Source organism: Myxococcus sp. AB056, assembly GCF_006547365.1.
In the GTDB taxonomy this organism is placed as follows: Bacteria; Myxococcota; Myxococcia; order Myxococcales; family Myxococcaceae; genus Myxococcus; species Myxococcus virescens.
On the sequence record NZ_VHLB01000038.1, the window covers coordinates 19273 to 35949 of the forward strand.

At 71.1% G+C, this 16677-nt stretch carries 11 protein-coding genes; 4 read left to right on the forward strand and 7 right to left on the reverse strand.

Features of this window, described 5'->3' with window-relative positions; all coding sequences use genetic code 11:
* The 6 genes from FMP39_RS18160 to FMP39_RS18185 form a co-directional block, all read right to left on the reverse strand.
* The gene (locus FMP39_RS18160) at positions 1 to 2061 is read right to left on the reverse strand and encodes a neutral/alkaline ceramidase (RefSeq protein ID WP_141591615.1); all 2061 of its coding nucleotides are present in this window, start codon (positions 2059 to 2061) and stop codon (positions 1 to 3) included.
* Between the two features lie 144 nt (positions 2062 to 2205).
* Positions 2206 to 4377, reverse strand: coding sequence for an ATP-binding protein (locus FMP39_RS18165; RefSeq protein WP_141591616.1), 2172 nt, complete (start codon positions 4375 to 4377; stop codon positions 2206 to 2208).
* A gap of 161 nt (positions 4378 to 4538) precedes the next feature.
* The gene (locus tag FMP39_RS18170) at positions 4539 to 5198 is read right to left on the reverse strand and encodes an acyltransferase (RefSeq protein WP_141591617.1); all 660 of its coding nucleotides are present in this window, start codon (positions 5196 to 5198) and stop codon (positions 4539 to 4541) included.
* 12 nt (positions 5199 to 5210) lie between these two features.
* Positions 5211 to 6971 (reverse strand): histone deacetylase, encoded by a 1761-nt coding sequence (locus tag FMP39_RS18175; RefSeq protein ID WP_141591618.1) that lies wholly within the window; start codon positions 6969 to 6971, stop codon positions 5211 to 5213.
* Between the two features lie 130 nt (positions 6972 to 7101).
* Positions 7102 to 7830, reverse strand: a complete 729-nt coding sequence (locus FMP39_RS18180; RefSeq protein WP_141591619.1) for a phosphatase PAP2 family protein — start codon at positions 7828 to 7830, stop codon at positions 7102 to 7104.
* A gap of 57 nt (positions 7831 to 7887) precedes the next feature.
* Positions 7888 to 8127, reverse strand: a complete 240-nt coding sequence (locus FMP39_RS18185; RefSeq protein ID WP_141591620.1) for a hypothetical protein — start codon at positions 8125 to 8127, stop codon at positions 7888 to 7890.
* A gap of 142 nt (positions 8128 to 8269) precedes the next feature.
* Here FMP39_RS18185 and FMP39_RS18190 point away from each other — a divergent pair, with 142 nt between their 5' ends.
* From FMP39_RS18190 to FMP39_RS18200, 3 genes are all read left to right on the forward strand, one after another.
* Positions 8270 to 9685, forward strand: a complete 1416-nt coding sequence (locus FMP39_RS18190; protein ID WP_141591621.1) for an NAD-dependent succinate-semialdehyde dehydrogenase — start codon at positions 8270 to 8272, stop codon at positions 9683 to 9685.
* Between the two features lie 119 nt (positions 9686 to 9804).
* Entirely contained in the window at positions 9805 to 11484 is a 1680-nt protein-coding gene (locus tag FMP39_RS18195; protein WP_228558085.1) for a mechanosensitive ion channel family protein, read from the forward strand.
* A 76-nt stretch (positions 11485 to 11560) separates the two neighbouring features.
* Positions 11561 to 11851, forward strand: coding sequence for a hypothetical protein (locus FMP39_RS18200; protein WP_225909723.1), 291 nt, complete (start codon positions 11561 to 11563; stop codon positions 11849 to 11851).
* Between the two features lie 319 nt (positions 11852 to 12170).
* On the opposite strand, the gene FMP39_RS18205 is transcribed toward FMP39_RS18200, so the two are convergent.
* Positions 12171 to 13250, reverse strand: a complete 1080-nt coding sequence (locus FMP39_RS18205; protein ID WP_141591623.1) for a hypothetical protein — start codon at positions 13248 to 13250, stop codon at positions 12171 to 12173.
* A 96-nt stretch (positions 13251 to 13346) separates the two neighbouring features.
* On the opposite strand from FMP39_RS18205, the gene FMP39_RS18210 reads away from it, so the two are divergent.
* Positions 13347 to 16280: a sigma-54 dependent transcriptional regulator gene (locus FMP39_RS18210; protein ID WP_141591624.1), complete on the forward strand. Its 2934-nt coding sequence runs from the start codon at positions 13347 to 13349 to the stop codon at positions 16278 to 16280.
* Positions 16281 to 16677: the final 397 nt, after the last annotated feature.

Consider the following 16677-nt stretch of genomic DNA (forward strand, 5'->3'; position numbering starts at 1 on the left):
TCACTTCACCGTGAAGGTCCGTGAGGCACCGGAGTAGGGCCGCACGTTGCCGTCCCAGCCCGACTTCCAGTTGCCTTCGTGGACGAGCCGGTACGTGCCCGTCACCGTGTCGTCGGGGATGTCCCACGTCACGGTGACGTGGGAGCACGCCAACGTGGGCACGCAGTTCTCGCGCCGCCACTGGTAGCGCGTGGCCGGGTCCGCGTCGGTGGCCACGTCCGTCCAGGTGCCGTCCGGCTCGCGCCGCTGCACGCGCAGGAAGGTGCCCTCCAGGCGCAAGTCATTCTTGGGATGCCCGCCCCAGAAGGTGGCGCTCGCCGTGTCGCCGCGCGAGTACGTGGGCCGCGCGTCGGTGACGACCTCGCCGAAGTCCACCCACAAGAGCTTGTCGTCGAACACCACGCCGGGTTGCAGGCTGAGCTGCTCCTTGCGCAAATCCCTGGGCGTGGGCCCGGGAGGCACACCGGCGCCGTCTCGCAACGACGTGGCCAGCAGATGGAAGTTCTGCTGGAGGGCCGCGAGCGTCCACGGGCCGAAGTGCGTGGAAGCACCTTCGTAGTCCTGGCGCGCGTACTCCTCGCGGGTGGTCACGTAGCCTGAATAGGCATTGGACAGGCCGGCGATGACGACGTCCGTCACGCCCGCGGGCGCCAGCGCCGTCTCCACGGTGTCGCGCAGGCGGCGTCCGGCCATGGTCGTCAGCTCGAAGGGCACCGCCACCAGCGCCAGGTTGCCGATGGTGACCAGTTGCAGGGGCAGCACCTCCGGCGTCCACGGAAAGGGCCGCATGCTGCCCATCTCCAGGACGATGGGCTTCTCCGCCTGACACGGCGTGGTGGTGAGCGAGCAACTGAACTGCCCCCAGGCATTCTGGCCGGCGGCGCAGGTGACGCCCTCCACGCCGACGCCCGGCCCGTCCTCCGCCCCCGCCAGCATGGACACGCCGATGGCGGCCGGACAGGTGGCTCGCGGCGCGCCGTCCGCGAAGGCTGGCGCTACGTCCACCGCGTCCATCTTCACGTAGACGTGCCGGTAGTCCACGCCGCCCGTGAGCGGCGTCTTCGCCTCCGCCCACAGCTTCGCGGCGAAGTCGTACTGCTTGCGGCCGGAGAGGTCCGTGTCCTCGAAGTCATTGGCCCCGCCGCCGTGGGTGCCTCCCAGGATGTTGGGCGTCACGTCGCCCTCGTTCGCGTTGGCGAAGGCCGCTACGAACGTGTCCCCGGCCCCCTGCGCCTGCTCGGCGAGGTACGAGGCCAGGCCCTTGTTGTCGCCGCTGATGAGCGTGTTGCCGTTGCCCATGGACGTGGCGTGCACCGCGAACCAGTTGATGAGCCCCACGTCGGCGCCATCCGCGCGGGTGAGGCGCAGCAGCGTCATCCGCGTGTCCACGTCGTGCGCGTAGCGGGCGCGCTCGTCGGCCGGGTTGAGCAGGTAGGCCTTGGGGGAGCGGTTGCGGCTGGCGCCGAACAACTCCCCCGACGACAGGCGCAGCGTGCCCTCGGCGAGCCGCTCATGCGCCCGGACGATGGAGGCGACGATGCCGGAGACGATGGCCTCGAAGTTCTGCGGCGAGAAGCCCAGCGTGGTGAGGTTGTAGAGGGTGTAGTGCGAATAGCCCCCGGGCCCGGAGTGGGTGTGGGTGGCGCTCAGCAGCACGTTGTCGTCGGTGTACAGGTCGCCATAACGCGCGCGCAGCCGCTCCACGACCTGCTGCTTCACCGCCTGGAACACCATGCCCAGGTCCGCGCTGACGAAGGCCACCCGCTTGCCGTTGCAGGGCGAGGCGATGACGAACGCCCGCGAGCGCAGCCGCTGGTGGATGCCGGTGGTCTGCTGCTCCAGCATGCCGTAGCCCATCATCCCCACCTCGGCGGCGGGGCCGGTGATGTCAGCGCTGCCCGCGCCCAGCAGGAAGTCCCGCGCGTCCTCGCACGCGCCCGTCAGGCCAGACGCGGAGGACTCCGGATGCGGGGAGGTCCGCCAAGGCTGGCTGGCCGCCTGGGCGCCCGTCGCGAGCACGAGCGAGAGCACCAGCAGATGCCGGACGAAGTGGGTGCGCATGGCCTGCCTCCAAGGCGCCAGGGGACATCCCCCGGGGTGGAAGTGGATAACGCTTCAGGGCGGGCGTGCAGTACCGGAAGAACGAGCCGTCGAGGGGGCTACAGTCCGCGCGAGGGCCGGAGGTGACACCGGCCGTCTCAGCGCTCACGCGCCCGGCCGGTTCGCCGGGGCCTTGGGCGGCGCGGCGCTGAGCGCCACGCGGAAGGTGGTGCCGGCGCCCACCGACGACTCCACGGAGATGTGGCCGCCCAGCGCCGTCACAATCGTGTCACAGATGGACAGCCCCAGGCCGGTGCCCAGGCCGGAGGACTTGGTGGTGAAGAAGGGGTCGAAGATGCGGCGCAGGTGCTCCGGGGGGATGCCCTGGCCCGTGTCGCTCACCACCACCATCACCCGGCCGCCCACCTCCGTGCGGGTGGTGAGGCGGATTTCGTTCGCCTCCGAATCGCCCTCGTCGATGGCGTGCGCGGCGTTGATGAGGAGGTTGAGGAACACCTGGAACAGCTTGCCCTCGTTGCCACGGACGAGCGGCACCTCTCCGTAGTCCTTCACCAGCCGGGCGCGGGCGCGCACCACGCTGGCGGCCATCTGCGTCACGGATTCGAGCACCGCGTGGACGTCCACCGACTCTTCCTTGCCGTCCTCGACGCGGGAGAAGACGCGCAGCTGGCGGACAATCTGGCGCATGCGCTCGGCGCCCTCGCGGGCGTCGTCGAGCACCTGCCGCAGCTCCACCATGTCCTCCGGGGAGAGCATCCGTGGACGCACGCCGCCCACGGCGCTGTGGAGGAAGTCCAGGTTGGACAGCACGTAGGCCAGGGGGTTGTTCAGCTCGTGGGCGATGCCGGCGGCCAGCAGGCCCATGGAGGCCATGCGGTCGGTCAGCATGAGCTGCGCCTGGGTGCGCTTGCGCTCGGTGAAGTCGCGCGCCACGGTGATGCGCGCGGGCGAGCCGTCCAGCACCACGGCCAGCGTCACCAGGTCCGCCACCACCACCTCGCCGTCGCTGCGCACCAGCGGCATCTCCACCACGCGCGCCGCGCTCTTGCCCTCCAGCGCCTGGCTCAGGTGGAGCTGCGCGGCCCCCCGGTCCTCGGGGCGGACCAGGTCCAGCATGTGGCGGCCCACCAGCTCCGAGGCGTCGCGGAAGCCCAGGTACTGCACCAGCGCCGGGTTGACGGAGAGCAGCACGCCGTCGCCCACGTGCACCAGCACCGGGTCCGGGAAGGCCTCGATGAGCAGGTGGACGCCGGCCTCGGTGCGCCGCAGCGTCGTCTCCGTGCGCATGCGCAGCGCGTTGGCCGAGCGCTGCTCCAGCGCCAGGGACAGCGCGCCCGCCGCGCCCGACAGCAGGTTCACCTCGATGGGGCCCCAGGACTCGGGTTCGCGGCAGTTGTCGAAGCCGATGACGCCGAAGAGCTGCCCGTGGACGTGCATGGGCAGCAGCAGCACGGAGCGGACGCCCTGCGCCTCCAGCATGGGCGCCAGCAGCTCCGAGAAGTCGCGCGGCTGGCCCTGCACCGGCTCGCCGCGCTGCAGCTTTTCGGACTGGTGGGGACGCAGGGCCGCGTCGAAGGGCAGGCCGTGCATGTTGGGGTCCTCCAGGTTGGGAGGAATCCCCGGCGCGCACCACTCAGCGCGCTGCGACGCCAGCAGCGTGCCGTCGTCGGCGAAGTGCATCTCGAAGACGTAGACGCGGCTGGCGGCGGACACGTGGCCCAGCGGCTCGACGACGGCGCCGTACAGGTCGTCCGGCAAGTCGTGCCCCATCATCCGCCGCTGCACCTGCACCATGGCGTCCAGGTAGCGCTCGCGGGTGGTGACGGCCTCCTCCGCGGTGCGCCGCGACGTCACGTCCAGGAGCGTCCCCAGCACCTCGCCCGGCACGGTGGCCAGGGCCCGGGCGGACAGCTCCACCCAGCGGACGCCATGGCCGCCGCCCGTGTCCACGCGCACTTCCTGGCGCGAAACGGGGGTGCCGGGCGTGTACGCCAATAACGCCTGGGCGCGCTCGCGGTCCTCCGGGTGGATGGCCTCCAGAAGCGCGCGGCCCCGCCACGCGGACACGGGCGTCCCGGTGAGCCGCTCCCAGGCACCGCCCAGCACCGTGAGCCGCCCCTGCGCGTCGAGCTGGAACACCACCTCGTGCAGCAGCTCGGACAGGTGCCGGAAGCGCTCGGACTCCACGTGGCTCCCGGCGTGTGATGCCTGCGACTTCATGGGAGGGAGCAGGTCACACGCCATGTCGGCGGGAGCCGTCCCTGAAGCCTTCCCGGGAGCGTCCATGACCGCCGCGTCCCGTTGCTCGTCTGCCACGTGCTGGCCTCCCTAGCGCCTCATCGGGGAGGGGCTGGAGCCCAGACAGCACCTACGGCTGCCGGGAACGATTCCAGACCCTGCGGTTCCCCTCCCGTGGCGACGTCGACCCGAAGCATATTGGGTCTCAATAACTGGAAGTCAATGAATGCGGGAGAAGTTCACGCTCCGTCTTCGGGCTCCCATCCACCCGGAGCACCTGACCGGGGCCGCTGCCGCCGGTCGCCTACGACGCGGGCCGGCACGCCCGCGACAATGGCCCACGCCGGCACATCCCGGGTGACGACGGCCCCCATGGCCACCACGGCGTGGTCCCCCACGGAGACACCGTCCGTGATGCCGGCGTTGGCCCCCACCCACACGTCCGCGCCGATGACGAGCCCCCGCGACGTGACGGGCTGCTCGCGCACGGGCCGGTCCGGGGCAATGCCGTGGTCGAAGGCGTAGAGGGTCGCCCCGGTGGCGATGCGGGTGCCCTCGCCGATGCGGATGCCTGCGGCGCCGCCGTCCAGGCTCGCCCGGGCGTTGATGCTCACCCGGGGCCCGAGTGTCACGGGGCCGTGGAGGAAGACATCCGCGGCGATGCTGCACCCGGGGCCGATGGAGACGGTGCGGCCGGGCTCGGCGAAGATGCGCGCCTCCGGGGCGATGAAGCACCCCTCCGCGATTTCCACCGTCTCCAGTTCGCGCAGCAGCGACTGCACCTCGCGCTGCCAGGCGTCCGCCCATTCGCGGTGGCGGGGCTTGAGGACAAAGTAGAGCCACGGCATCCAGGAGAGCCGGCGCTTGTGCTGCTCACGGCGAAGCGCGTCCAGGTCCACGCCCCTCCCCTATCATGCTCCGGTGGCCAGCCGGGTGGGTTCCCAGGTGAAGCGGCAGCGCTCGCGCTCCCGGGCAATGGCCTCCACGTCTCCGGCCTCGGGCTCCAGGCGCGACACCATGTCGCTCGCCTCCCATGCGTAGGGCTGACCGTTGAGCAGGACGTGGCCGTCCACCACCGACTGGGAGACCTCCATGAGAGGCAGCCGCTCCAGGTCGCGCAGCAGCGCCTCGAAGCGCCCCTGCCGCGCCGGGTCGAGGAAACGGAAGCGCGAGCGCGCCAGCGCCGCCAGGTGGAACCACATGGGACGGAAGGCCACGCCCGCCAGGGCGAGTCGCCGGGCCATCACGAGCAGCATCTCCGTCGCCTCGCGCGCCAGGCCCAGGCCCGGCACGTCCTGGCCGGGGAGCCGCGAGCGCCCCTCTCTGAAGCGGGCGCGCGGGTGGCGCAGGCTGAGCCAGTTGACGAAGAGGAAGGGCTCCCCCACCAGCACGCGGCGCTCCACGACACAGTCCACCAGTTGGTGCTCCTGGCCCGCGGCGCAGCCGTGCACCTCCATCCGGTCCCCCTCTCCCACGGAGCTCACTTCCACGCGCAGCCGGCTGTAGCCGAGCCGCTCCACGTAGGAGAGGATTCCGTAGCGGAAGAAGGCGTACTCGAGCGCCTGCGCCGTGTAGTAGCCGAGGATGCGCGGCGGGCGCTGGCCGCCGCTCAGGCCGAGGGCGCCCTCCAGGTCCTCCTGGGTGATGGGCTCGTCCAGCGGCGTCGCGCCCTCGCGCGTCAGTGAACGGGCGATGCGCCGATACCGCGCGCTCAGCGGGTCATAGCGCGCCCTGATGCGGCGACGGCCCTGCCCCGCGAGGACGAGCACGGTGCCCGCGAACACCTTCCACGCGTCGCGGTGGTAGCCCCCGCCTGGAAGCCAGACGCTGGGGATGCCACGCAGGGCGCGCGCCAGGGCCCGGTCCCTGCGACGGGCGCCGTCCAGGGACAGGCCCACGCGGCCGAAGCGGTCTCCCGCGAGCACGTCGCTGCCCGCGATGACGAAGGCCACGTCCGGCCGGGGCATGCGCTCCAAGAGTCCGTCGAGCAGGGCCAGGTACGTCCTGTCATCCGTGTCCTCGGGGACGCGCGTCTCATCCACTTCGGGCGACAACGCGCCCCAGTCGCTGCCGGACAGCGAGCCAATCCAGGCCCGCTTCTGTCCCGCCAGACACTCCGCCGTGCCATCCGGCGGGTGGGCATCCAGGTCGAGCACCACGGCCTGTCCGTCGAAGCCATCCGCGTGGAGGGCGGCGAGCGCTATCGCGATGTCATTCACCGCGCAGAAACCGCCGCCGCGCGCCGGACCGGCGTGGTGGAAGCCGCCCGCCATGTTCACCACCGGGCCCTTACGCGCCACCGCGAGCCGCGCCGCGCCCAGCGTGCCGCCGCACACCCGCCGCAGGTTGGACAGCAGCGCGTCCACCGGCACGTCAGCGGGGTCGGTGGCGAAGATGCGCGCCAGCGTCTCCGGCTGGCCGAGCGACTCCAGGTAGGCGGCGTCATGCACGCGCGCCAGTTCGGCGAGGCTCACCGGCTGCGGGTGGTGCACGTCCTGGGTGCGCAGCGAGCGGGCCTCCAGGAGATACCAGGTGGTGAAGTCCACGCCGCGCGGCTCGATGCCCGCGGAGGACTCGATGCCGGTGAGGGGCAGCCGGTAGGACTCGTCGTAGAAGGCGGGCACCGGCGCGCCGCCCCAGCTCCATCGCGACAGCCAGTCCCACAGGCTCATGGGACCATGTCTCTCACGGCGCCCAGTCTGGGACCAGGGTCCAGCAGGACGCCCAGGCACCCCGGCCCCGTGGAGCTTCGCGCAGTGAACGGCGCCATGGGGTGGACGACATGACGCGGCCCGCCGCGCTTCACTCCACCGGGCGCCGGGCCTCCGCGCGCAGCGCAGGGCTCCGCCGGCGGAGCGTCCGCGCACAGACCGCCATGAGCAGCGCCCACGCCAGTCCGGCCACCCAGCCGCCCAACACGTCCGTGGGGTAGTGCACGCCCAGGTAGACGCGCGTCAGCCCCACGAGGAACGACAGCAGCAGCGCCACGGTGAGGACGTAGACCTTGAGTCGCTTGCGCTCGGCGAGCTGAGCCAGCAATGCGCCCAGCGTGAGATACACGGTGGCCGACAGCATGGCGTGCCCGCTGGGGAAGCTCTGGCTGACCACCTCGGTGAGGTGCGGCACCACGGACGGCCGAGGCCGGGCGAAGAACTGCTTCAGCAAGACATTGAGGCCCGTGCCCCCCAGCGTCGCGCCCAGCACGAGCAGCAGCGTCCGGTAGCGCCTCACCAGCAGGAGGAAGCCACACACCGCCAGGGTGGCGAGCGTCAGCACGGGAACGCCCCCCAGCGCCGTCACGTCCTCCGCCGTGCGCCGCAGCCACCAGGGCCCGCGAGGCTGCGCCGGGTCCTCGGGGTTGCGCAGCGCCAACAGCATGCGTTCATCGAGCTGCTGCGTCTCGCCCTCGGCCACCTCGTCCGACAGGGCGATGAAGCCCAGGCAGCAGACCAGCAACAGCAACAACAGCCCCAATGGCCGCGTCACCGTCACGTCCCATCCCGACAGCCACTGCCAGAGCCTCCGCCACATGGCGGTGACTGTATGCACTCCGGCGTCCGGCGGGACGTCTCCCGCGCGGAACGTTGGCTATCCGGGAAGACGGATGCGGTCGCTGCCCGCGCTGCCGAAGGCCGCGCCGAGGACGCAGAAGAAGTGCAGAACGAGGCCCGGGATGAAGAAGAACCAGTAGCCGGCCCCCACCATCAGGAACCACAGGACGGCGCGCAGGAACTGGCCCTTGTAGAGCTGTCCCAGGCCGGGAATGACCAAGGACAGCACCCCGGCGATGAGGAAGTTGAAGCGGCGCTCGCGGATGATGTCGGCCATGGCAGTCTCCAGTCCTGGCCCCCATATAAAGGAGGGGCCGGGGCCGCGAAAGCCCTGGAGTGAACGGCTGGACGCTCGGGCCACGAGCGGCACGGCCTCCCCGCGCCTGGCTGCTATCACAGGGCCCCAAGGAGGCACTTCCATGGCCATTTCCACCATCGACCCGGCGACCGGCAAGACGCTGCGCACCTTCACGCCCCTCTCCGCCGAGGAGCTGGAGGCGAAGCTCCAGACCGCCGCCGACACGTTCCGCGCCTACCGCGAGACGACCTTCGCCGACCGCGTCACCTGGCTGCGGCGCGCGGCCGACCTGCTGGAGGCCGAGGCCGACCGCTACGGCCGCATCATGACGCAGGAGATGGGCAAGCCCTTCGACGCCGCCAGGGCCGAGGCGAAGAAGTGCGCCACGGCCTGCCGCTACTACGTGGACAAGGGCGAGTCCCTCCTGCGCGACAGGCTCGTCGACATGGGCACCGGCCGCGCCTTCGTGCGCTACCAGCCCCTGGGGCCCGTGCTGGCCATCATGCCGTGGAACTTCCCCTTCTGGCAGGTGGTCCGCTTCGCCGCGCCCGCGCTGATGGCGGGGAACGTGGGCCTGCTCAAGCACGCCCACAACGTGCCCCAGTGCGCCCTGGCCCTGGAGGAACTCTTCCTTCAGGCGGGCTTCCCACGCGGCGCCTTCCAGGCGCTGCTCATCGAGACAGCCGACGTCAATCGCGTCATCGAGGACCGCCGCGTGCGCGCGGTGACGCTCACCGGCAGCGAAGGCGCGGGCAGGGCCGTGGGCGCCGCCGCGGGCAAGGCCATCAAGAAGGTGGTGCTGGAGCTGGGCGGCAGTGACCCGTTCATCGTCATGCCCAGCGCGGACATGGAGAAGGCGGTGGAGACGGCGGTGTCCGCGCGCCTCATCAACAACGGCCAGTCCTGCATCGCCGCCAAGCGCTTCATCGTCGCCGACGCCATCTACCCCGAGTTCGAGCGCCGCTTCGTGGAGCGGATGAAGCGCGTCACGGTGGGCGACCCCATGGATGCGAAGACGGACCTGGGTCCCCTGGCGACGCGCGGCATCCTCGACGGGCTCCATGCCCAGGTGGAGGCGAGCGTGAAGGCCGGCGCGAGGCTGCTCCTGGGCGGCAAGCCCCTGGAGGGTCCGGGGAACTTCTACCCGGCCACCGTCCTGGCCGAGCCCCCGCCCCAGGCCCCCGCCTTCCACGACGAGCTCTTCGGCCCCGTGGCCACGCTGCTGCGCGCGCGTGACGTGGACCACGCCTTGGAGCTGGCCAACGCGACGCCGTTCGGCCTGGGCGCCAGCGTGTGGACACAAGACGAAGCCGAGCAGCGGCGCTTCATCGACGGCATCGAAGCGGGCATGGTGTTCGTCAACGCGCTGGTGGCGTCGGACGCCAGGCTTCCGTTTGGCGGCGTGAAGCACTCCGGCCACGGGCGCGAGCTGGCGGACGTGGGCATCCACGAGTTCGTCAACATCAAGTCCGTCCGCATCGCCGCGGCGGAGGATACGAAGCAGCAGCCTCCGCCCCGCGGCGCCATCAGCGAGTAGACGGCCCTTCAGCGAAACGGCCGGGGCGTGGCCTCACCGCGCCCCACTCGCATGAGCTGCCCCTGACGGAAGCGCAGCTCCGCGCAAGCGCGCCGTTTTACATGATATGCAACAGTTGCATGGAGATCTTCCGTCTCGCGGATACGGTTGAGTTGAATAACGCATGGCTTGTCGGCCTGAGCGTGTCCCTGATGTTGCTCGCGCTCTGGGCCCTTCTGGTGGCCTCCAGTGCGCTGCTGTACCAGGGCATCCGGCTGGTGGGCCTGAAGGTGCTGGAGCAGGCGGCAGACGCCCTTCGCAAGCGCGCCCGGCTGAGCGCCGCCCTCCTGTCCTTCGTGGTGGTGGTCGCCGGCATCGCGGTGCTGGGCTTCTCCCTGTGGGCGAAGAAGGACCTGGCCCCCCACTTCAATGCCTTGCTTGGGGGGGTGACAGCGGAAGGGCTGGCGAGCGTGGGGCGCGGAGCGGGGCTGCTGGTGCTGTTGATGGCGGCCTTCCTGGTGCTGGAACGCGCGGCGAGCCAGCTCCTGGTGCGGCTCGAACGCAGGTTGAACGAATGGCAGTTGCCCCCGGAGCAAAGGGCACATGCCCAGAAGGCGATGGAGCAGGGGCCCGGCTTCATCAAGCTGCTGCTGGCCTACTTCGCGGTGGGCCTGGCGCTCGCCTCGCTGCAACTCCCGGCCGTGCTCGACTGGCTCATTGGCACCACCCTCTTCGTGCTGCTGGCCATCAGCGGCGGGCGGCTGGCGGTGTCCCTGCTGCACCTGGCGTCAGAGCGGCTGGTCGGGACCTGGGCGGCGAAGAGCACGGCCGCGAAGTACGAGGAGTACTTCCTGGCCCTCGGCCGGCTGCTCCCGGTGGGGCAGAAGAGCCTGGAGGCCATCGTCTACATCTCGGTGGCGACGCTCGTCATCCGCCGGTTCCAGGGCCTGGAGTTCTTTGCGCCCTACGGGCCGGTGCTCATCCGCGTCATCGCCCTGTTCTTCGCCGCCAGCGTCGTCGTGGAGTTCGTCCGGCTGCTCATCGCGCGGGCATTCAAGGTGGACGGCCCCAACCTGGATGACGCGACCCGGCGGCGCAACACCTTCGTCGCCCTCATCCAGAGCGCCTCCAAATACCTGGTCTACTTCCTGGTGGGGATGATGGCGCTCAGCGACATTGGCGTGGACCCTACCCCCATCCTCGCTGGCGCCGGCATCGTCGGCCTCACCGTGGGCCTGGGCTCGCAGGCCATCGTCACGGACATGGTCAACGGCGTCTTCCTGCTCTTCGAAGACCAGATATTGAACGGCGACTACATCCGCATCAACGATACAGAGGGCGTGGTGGAGGAGATAACGCCTCGCATCACCCGCATTCGTGACCGCTTCGGGCGCCTTCACATCCTCCGCAATGGCGAGGTCAAGAATGTCATCAACTACAGCCGCGGCTGGACGCTGGCCATCGTGGACATGGCCGTGGCCTACGAAAGCGACCTGAAGAAGGTGATGGATGTGATTCGCCAGGTGTGCGAGCAGGTGCCCATGCTGTCGCAGGGGAAGGTGTCCGAAATCCCCAAGCTTCTGGGTATCGAGAGCATGGACGAGAGCTGGATGACCATGCGCATCGAAGCCAAGGTGCAGCCAGGGACACACTTCGACGTGAAGCGGCTTCTCAACCGGCTGCTGATCGAGGCCTTCACCGCCAATGGCCTGGAAATCCCCTACCCCAAGGGGGTGGAATACGAGGGGGGCCCGTTGCTTCCCGCCACCTCCGCGGCACCGCAGGAGGAGCCCCAGGCGCTCGCCGCCTCACACCGGTAACGATAGCGGTGCCTCCCCAGGATTCGAGTTGCTTCGTCTTCAGCCGCAATCCCTCTCACCCCTTGGAGTCCGTCCCATGAAGAAGGCTTTCCTCATCGCCCTGTCCCTGTCCCTGCCCGCGTTCGCCTCGTCCGACTTCGATTCGGAGGACCTGTCGGTGGACGTGGACCCGGAGGAACTCGTGAGCCAGGAGGCCGCCGACGCCAGCCGGCCGCCGCTGCTCCAGTTCTGCTGGAACCTCCACTACACGTCGTGCTCCGGCCCGGGTACGACGCAGCAGTGTACGGATGGCATCTGGTCCGACTACGTCTGCACCTGCCGCACCCTGGGCACGCGCAACGTCTGGGTCTGCCCCGAGGTCCGCTGAGTGCCGGGGGCGAGGACTGGGCCTGATATTCTCGCCCCGCTCGCAGTCCATCTTCACACCTGATTCTCGCATCCGGCACGGGTCCATCCGCGCGGCAATGCGCATGGCCTGCGTCGCCACCGTGGCGCCCCCTGAAGACAAGTCACCGTTCACCGGTTGGTGCCAGATTGAAGGGACTCGCGTGGCGTGCTGGAGTTCCTGACGGACACACTGCGCACGTACCGCCGGGGCCGACCGTCCCCCTCGCCAACCGCGAACCGCGTCCCTCGTGGACGCGCCGGACAGCACCCGGCGTGGCCCACGCCCCAGCGCCAGGCTTCTACCGCGTCCGCGTCCGGCCACCACCGCCGGGCGCGGCGTGGACCTCCTCCAGCGCCTGCGTCACCGCTTCCACTTCCGCACCGAGCTGCTCCACGCTCTGTCGCAGCCCCAGCCCGGCGATGTCCTCCCCCACAGTGTCCGCCGAGCGCACCCGCAGCACCTGCGCGTAGAGGCTCTCCAGGGTGTAGTAGAGGCGCATGTGCTCCGCCTCGAGCCGCGCCGCCGCGGTGGCCAGCTCCGCGCGCTGACGCCGCTGCGACTCCAGCGCGGCCAGCGCTCCGGCCAGCCGCTCCCGCACCACCGCGTCCTCTTCCGAAGCCACCCGCGCGGCCAGCGCGTCCCTTTCGGCGTCCAGTCGCTGCGCCTCATCCGGTGGCGCCAGCGCTCGCAGCTCCCGCTCACGGCGCACCAGCGCATGACACCCCTGCCGCAGTGCCTCCACCGTGCGCTCCGGCGCATGGACCAGCTCGCGCAGCACCGCGGGCCCCTCGCGCAGGGCCTCCATCAACCGGGCGCAGAGAGCGTCCACCTTCGCCACCCGGGCGTCCGCCTCCACCTCCGAGGCCCCCACGGGCGTTGGCGTTCGCACGTCGCGCGCGCGGCCCTCGTCACGCCGGGGACGCTCCAGGTGCTTCAACGAAGCCAGGAAGAAGCCCAGGGCCACGAAGACCAGCCACCACAGCCGGCGGGGCTGCGCCAGGGCCATCAACACGCACGTTATCGACGCGGCGACGTAGGCGGCGCCCCGCGCGGGGTTGCGAGAGCGGTTGGACAGCACCTCCCGTTCGGCGCGGCGGGCGGCGCGCTTCGCCTCCCGCCGCCACTGCTTCTCCCACTTCCTGCGAATCTTCCGGGGCGGCATCTGCCCGGTGCGGCGCACCCAGGCCTCCACCGCCGCGTCCTCACGCGCACGGCCCTCCGAAAGCGCGTCTTCCAACCTGAGCAGGCGTTCATGTTGGAGACGGGAAGGTGGGGAAACCGGAGGTTGAGGACGTCCGCGAGGCACGGGGTGACGATAACGACGACACGTCCCCGCTGGGAGGGAATGCGCGCCATTCGTCGCCTGCTGCATATGCACGGTGCAACAAACGGAAATGCTCAACCGTTTGCATTCGCCCTGGGAAACTCCGTAGAGAATGTGCGCTGGCCGGGGGCGAAAAAGGGGGCAGGTGCCGTGGAGTTACCGGAGGCGAAGGGGGAGAGCGCCGGGTGGGAACCCGAGACCATCCGCGCCCTGCGAGGTGAGCAGAGCCGCGCGGCGTTTGCCCGCCTGCTGGGCGTCACCCCTCTCACCGTCTACCGCTGGGAGCTGCCGAGCGAAGCCCCCCAGGCCCGCCGTCCGCGTGGCCGCGTGGCCTTGGCGCTCCGCCAGCTCGCCGCGCGAGGCGAGGCCCCCACGCCCGTCGTCTCCGCGTCCCGGCGGCAGGAGCTGCATCCCGAGGAGCTGGCGCGCATCCTCCCCAGCGTCACCCACCTGACGCGGGCCGAGTGGCGAGCCGCCGAAGAGGAGCTGCTGTCACTGCTGGCCTCGGGCCTGCTGCGCACCCCGGGCGCGCGGGCCATGGCCGCGGTGGGACTGGCGTATCTCCAGCGCTGGGGCCGCGAGGACAGCCGGGGCGCCTTCACCACGCTGCTGCCCCACCTGGCGTTCGCGGACGCCGGCATCTTTCCCGAAGAGGTGGAGCTGCGCGTGCTCGCCATGGCGGCCAACCTCTACGCGTCACCGGACGGGAAGCTGTTCGACGCGAACAAGTCCGCCGCGTACGTGGCGCGCGCGGAGGCGCTGCTGGCCAACCACGACGACCCGGAGGTGCGCTGCCAGCTCCGCATGGCCGAGGTCGCCTGCGGCTTCTACCTGGGCGAGGCGGAGCGCATCACCCACGGGTCCGGACGGCTGGAGGATGCGCTCGAGCGGGTGAAGGACCCGGCCCTGCGACTGCTCGCCGAGGACGCCTGCGCCCACGAGGCGGCCCTGCGCGGCGAGGCCACCCTGGCCACGCGCCGCTTCCGCGAGGTTGCGCAGGGCGCGGCGCGGATGGGCTACGCCTTCCTGGAGGCGCGCAACCTGGCCTTCCTGGCCCAGCGCCGGCTGGACGAGGCCTGCGAGCCATCCGAGGCGCTCCAGCTGGTGCGCCGCGCGCGGGAGGCCGCGTATGGCGGGCGCATGGTCCGCGGCTTCTCCTTCATCTTCGCCGCGCGCGCGGAGGCCGAGGCCCTGCTGCGGCTGGCACGCTTCGCGGAAGCCGAGGCCGTGCTGGATGAAGCGGACGCGGTGGTGGAGGAGCTACGCTGGACGCCGCTGTACCTGACGGTGACGCGCGCGCGGCTGTACCTGCTCAGTGGCCGGTCCACGGACCTGCGCAAGCTGGCGCGGCACCTGGCGGCCTACGACGGCACCATCCAGCGGGCCCTCACCGGGGCCTATGCCCAGTTCGCGGAGTCGCTGGGCGACCTCGCCGAGGGCAACGCGCATCGCGCGGCGGAGGGCTTCGCCGCGGCCGGACAGCGCACCATGGAGCTGGGCGGCTGGCCCTACCTGCGCCGCGAATGCCTGCTGTACGAGACGTATGCGCGCGTCTACGCATGCCAGCGAGACGAGGGCCTGGTGCTGCTGCGGCGGGCGCGCGCCTTCCTGGAGCGCATGCCGTCCGCGTGGCACTCCGCCCTGCTCCACCGCTTCGAGGCCTTGCTGCACGTCCTGGACGGGCGCACCGCCGAGGCCCGGTCGCTGCTGGAGGCCGCGCTGGGCACCTTCAGCCTCACCGGCGACCTGTGCATGTCCGTCTACACGCGCCACCTGCTGGCGCTGCTGGCGCGGATGGAGGGCGACCCCGCCGCCGGCGAGCTGCTGGCCGCCAGCGAGGCGGAGCTGCGCCGCGTGGGCATGGTGGTGCACCAGCAGCACTTCGTGCACCACGTCGCCCGCGAGCCCCACGCCACCGCCCGCGAAGCCGAGGGCGCTCCCCGCCTGGGCGCGGAGGCCCTGGTGGTGCCCTTCGAGCGGCTGTCGGTGCGCGGCATGGGCGCGCCCCTCATCCAGCGCGAGCTGCTGGCCGTGGTGGAGGGGCTCTTCCCCCACGGCGCGCCCCGGCTGGAGGAGCTGGACTCGCAGGGCCGGGCCACGCCGCTGGGCGGCGACACCTCCGTGCCCGCCACCGAGGCCGTGGAGTTCGGGGACGGCTGTGGCCGGCGGCTCCGCCTGGGCGTCGCGGGTCACCTGCCCCCGGACGGCCGCGCGCTGCTGACGGCGCTGTCCCGGCTGGGCGGCTTCGCGCTGGAGGTCGCCACCCTGCGCGGCTTCGCCCAGGTGGACGTGCCCGCGCTCGTCAGTGAGGACACGGACGTGCGGGACGCGGACGTGCCGGGCTTCATCGCCGCCTCGTCCGCCATGCGGCGGCTGCGCTCGGAGCTGGCGAGCCTGTCCTCCAGCCGCGCCACCGTCATCGTCACCGGCGAGTCCGGCTCCGGCAAGGAGGTGGTGGCGCGGGCGCTGCACGCCTTGTCCACGCGCTCGCAGCGGCCCTACGTGGCCTTCAACTGCGCCGCGGTGCCCCGGGACCTCTTTGAAGGGCAGCTCTTCGGCTACCGGCGCGGCGCGTACACCGGCGCGGCCACGGACCACCCCGGCGTCATCCGCGCCGCGCACGGCGGCACCCTCTTCCTGGACGAGATTGGCGAGCTCCCCCTGGAGGTGCAGCCCAAGCTGCTGCGCTTCCTGGAGAACGGCGAAGTCTTCCCGCTGGGAGAGATGCGGCCGGTGGAGGTGGACGTCCGGGTGGTGGCGGCCACGCACCGGGATTTGGGCCAGCTGGTGCGGGAGGGCCGCTTCCGCGAGGACCTCTACTACCGCCTCCAGGTGGTGCCGGTGCGCGTGCCCCCGCTGCGCGAGCGGCGCGAAGACGTGGTGGCGCTGGCCCGGCACTTCGTCCGGCAGCTCACGCCCGAGGGCATGGAGCCGCCGCAGCTGGGGCCGGATGCCATCGCCGCGCTGATGTCACACCCGTGGCCCGGCAACGTGCGCGAGCTGCGCAACGTGATTGAGCGGTCCATGGCCTACGGGCCGTTCCCCGCGGTGCTGGGCGCGGAGCAGATGCGCATCGCGGGCTGAAGCCAGAGGAGTGGCCTCAGCCCGCGATGCGCTCCACCCTGTTTCCCCACACCCCTGTGGGAAGCGGCTCCAGAGGTGCGTGCGTCCACGCCTCTGGAAGAACACACCCACGGGTCGAAGAGGGGGGAAACTCCAACCCGGGGTGCCGAGGCCACCGAAGCGGCCTCATGCGAAAGATGTGTGTCTCCAGCGCCCACCGCGGCACCGGATGCACTGTGGGGGTGTTAAGCACCCGGCGTGCCAGTGCCCGGGAGGCGGATTGACTCAAATGGAAATCATCCGCGCGCCCGGACAGGGGGCGGGCATATCCAATGGATGCAGGACAGCATCCATCTGAATCATTCCGGATACACTGGATGTCCAGCCGGCCCGACAGCCGAGCAGCCGCGCTGATGGC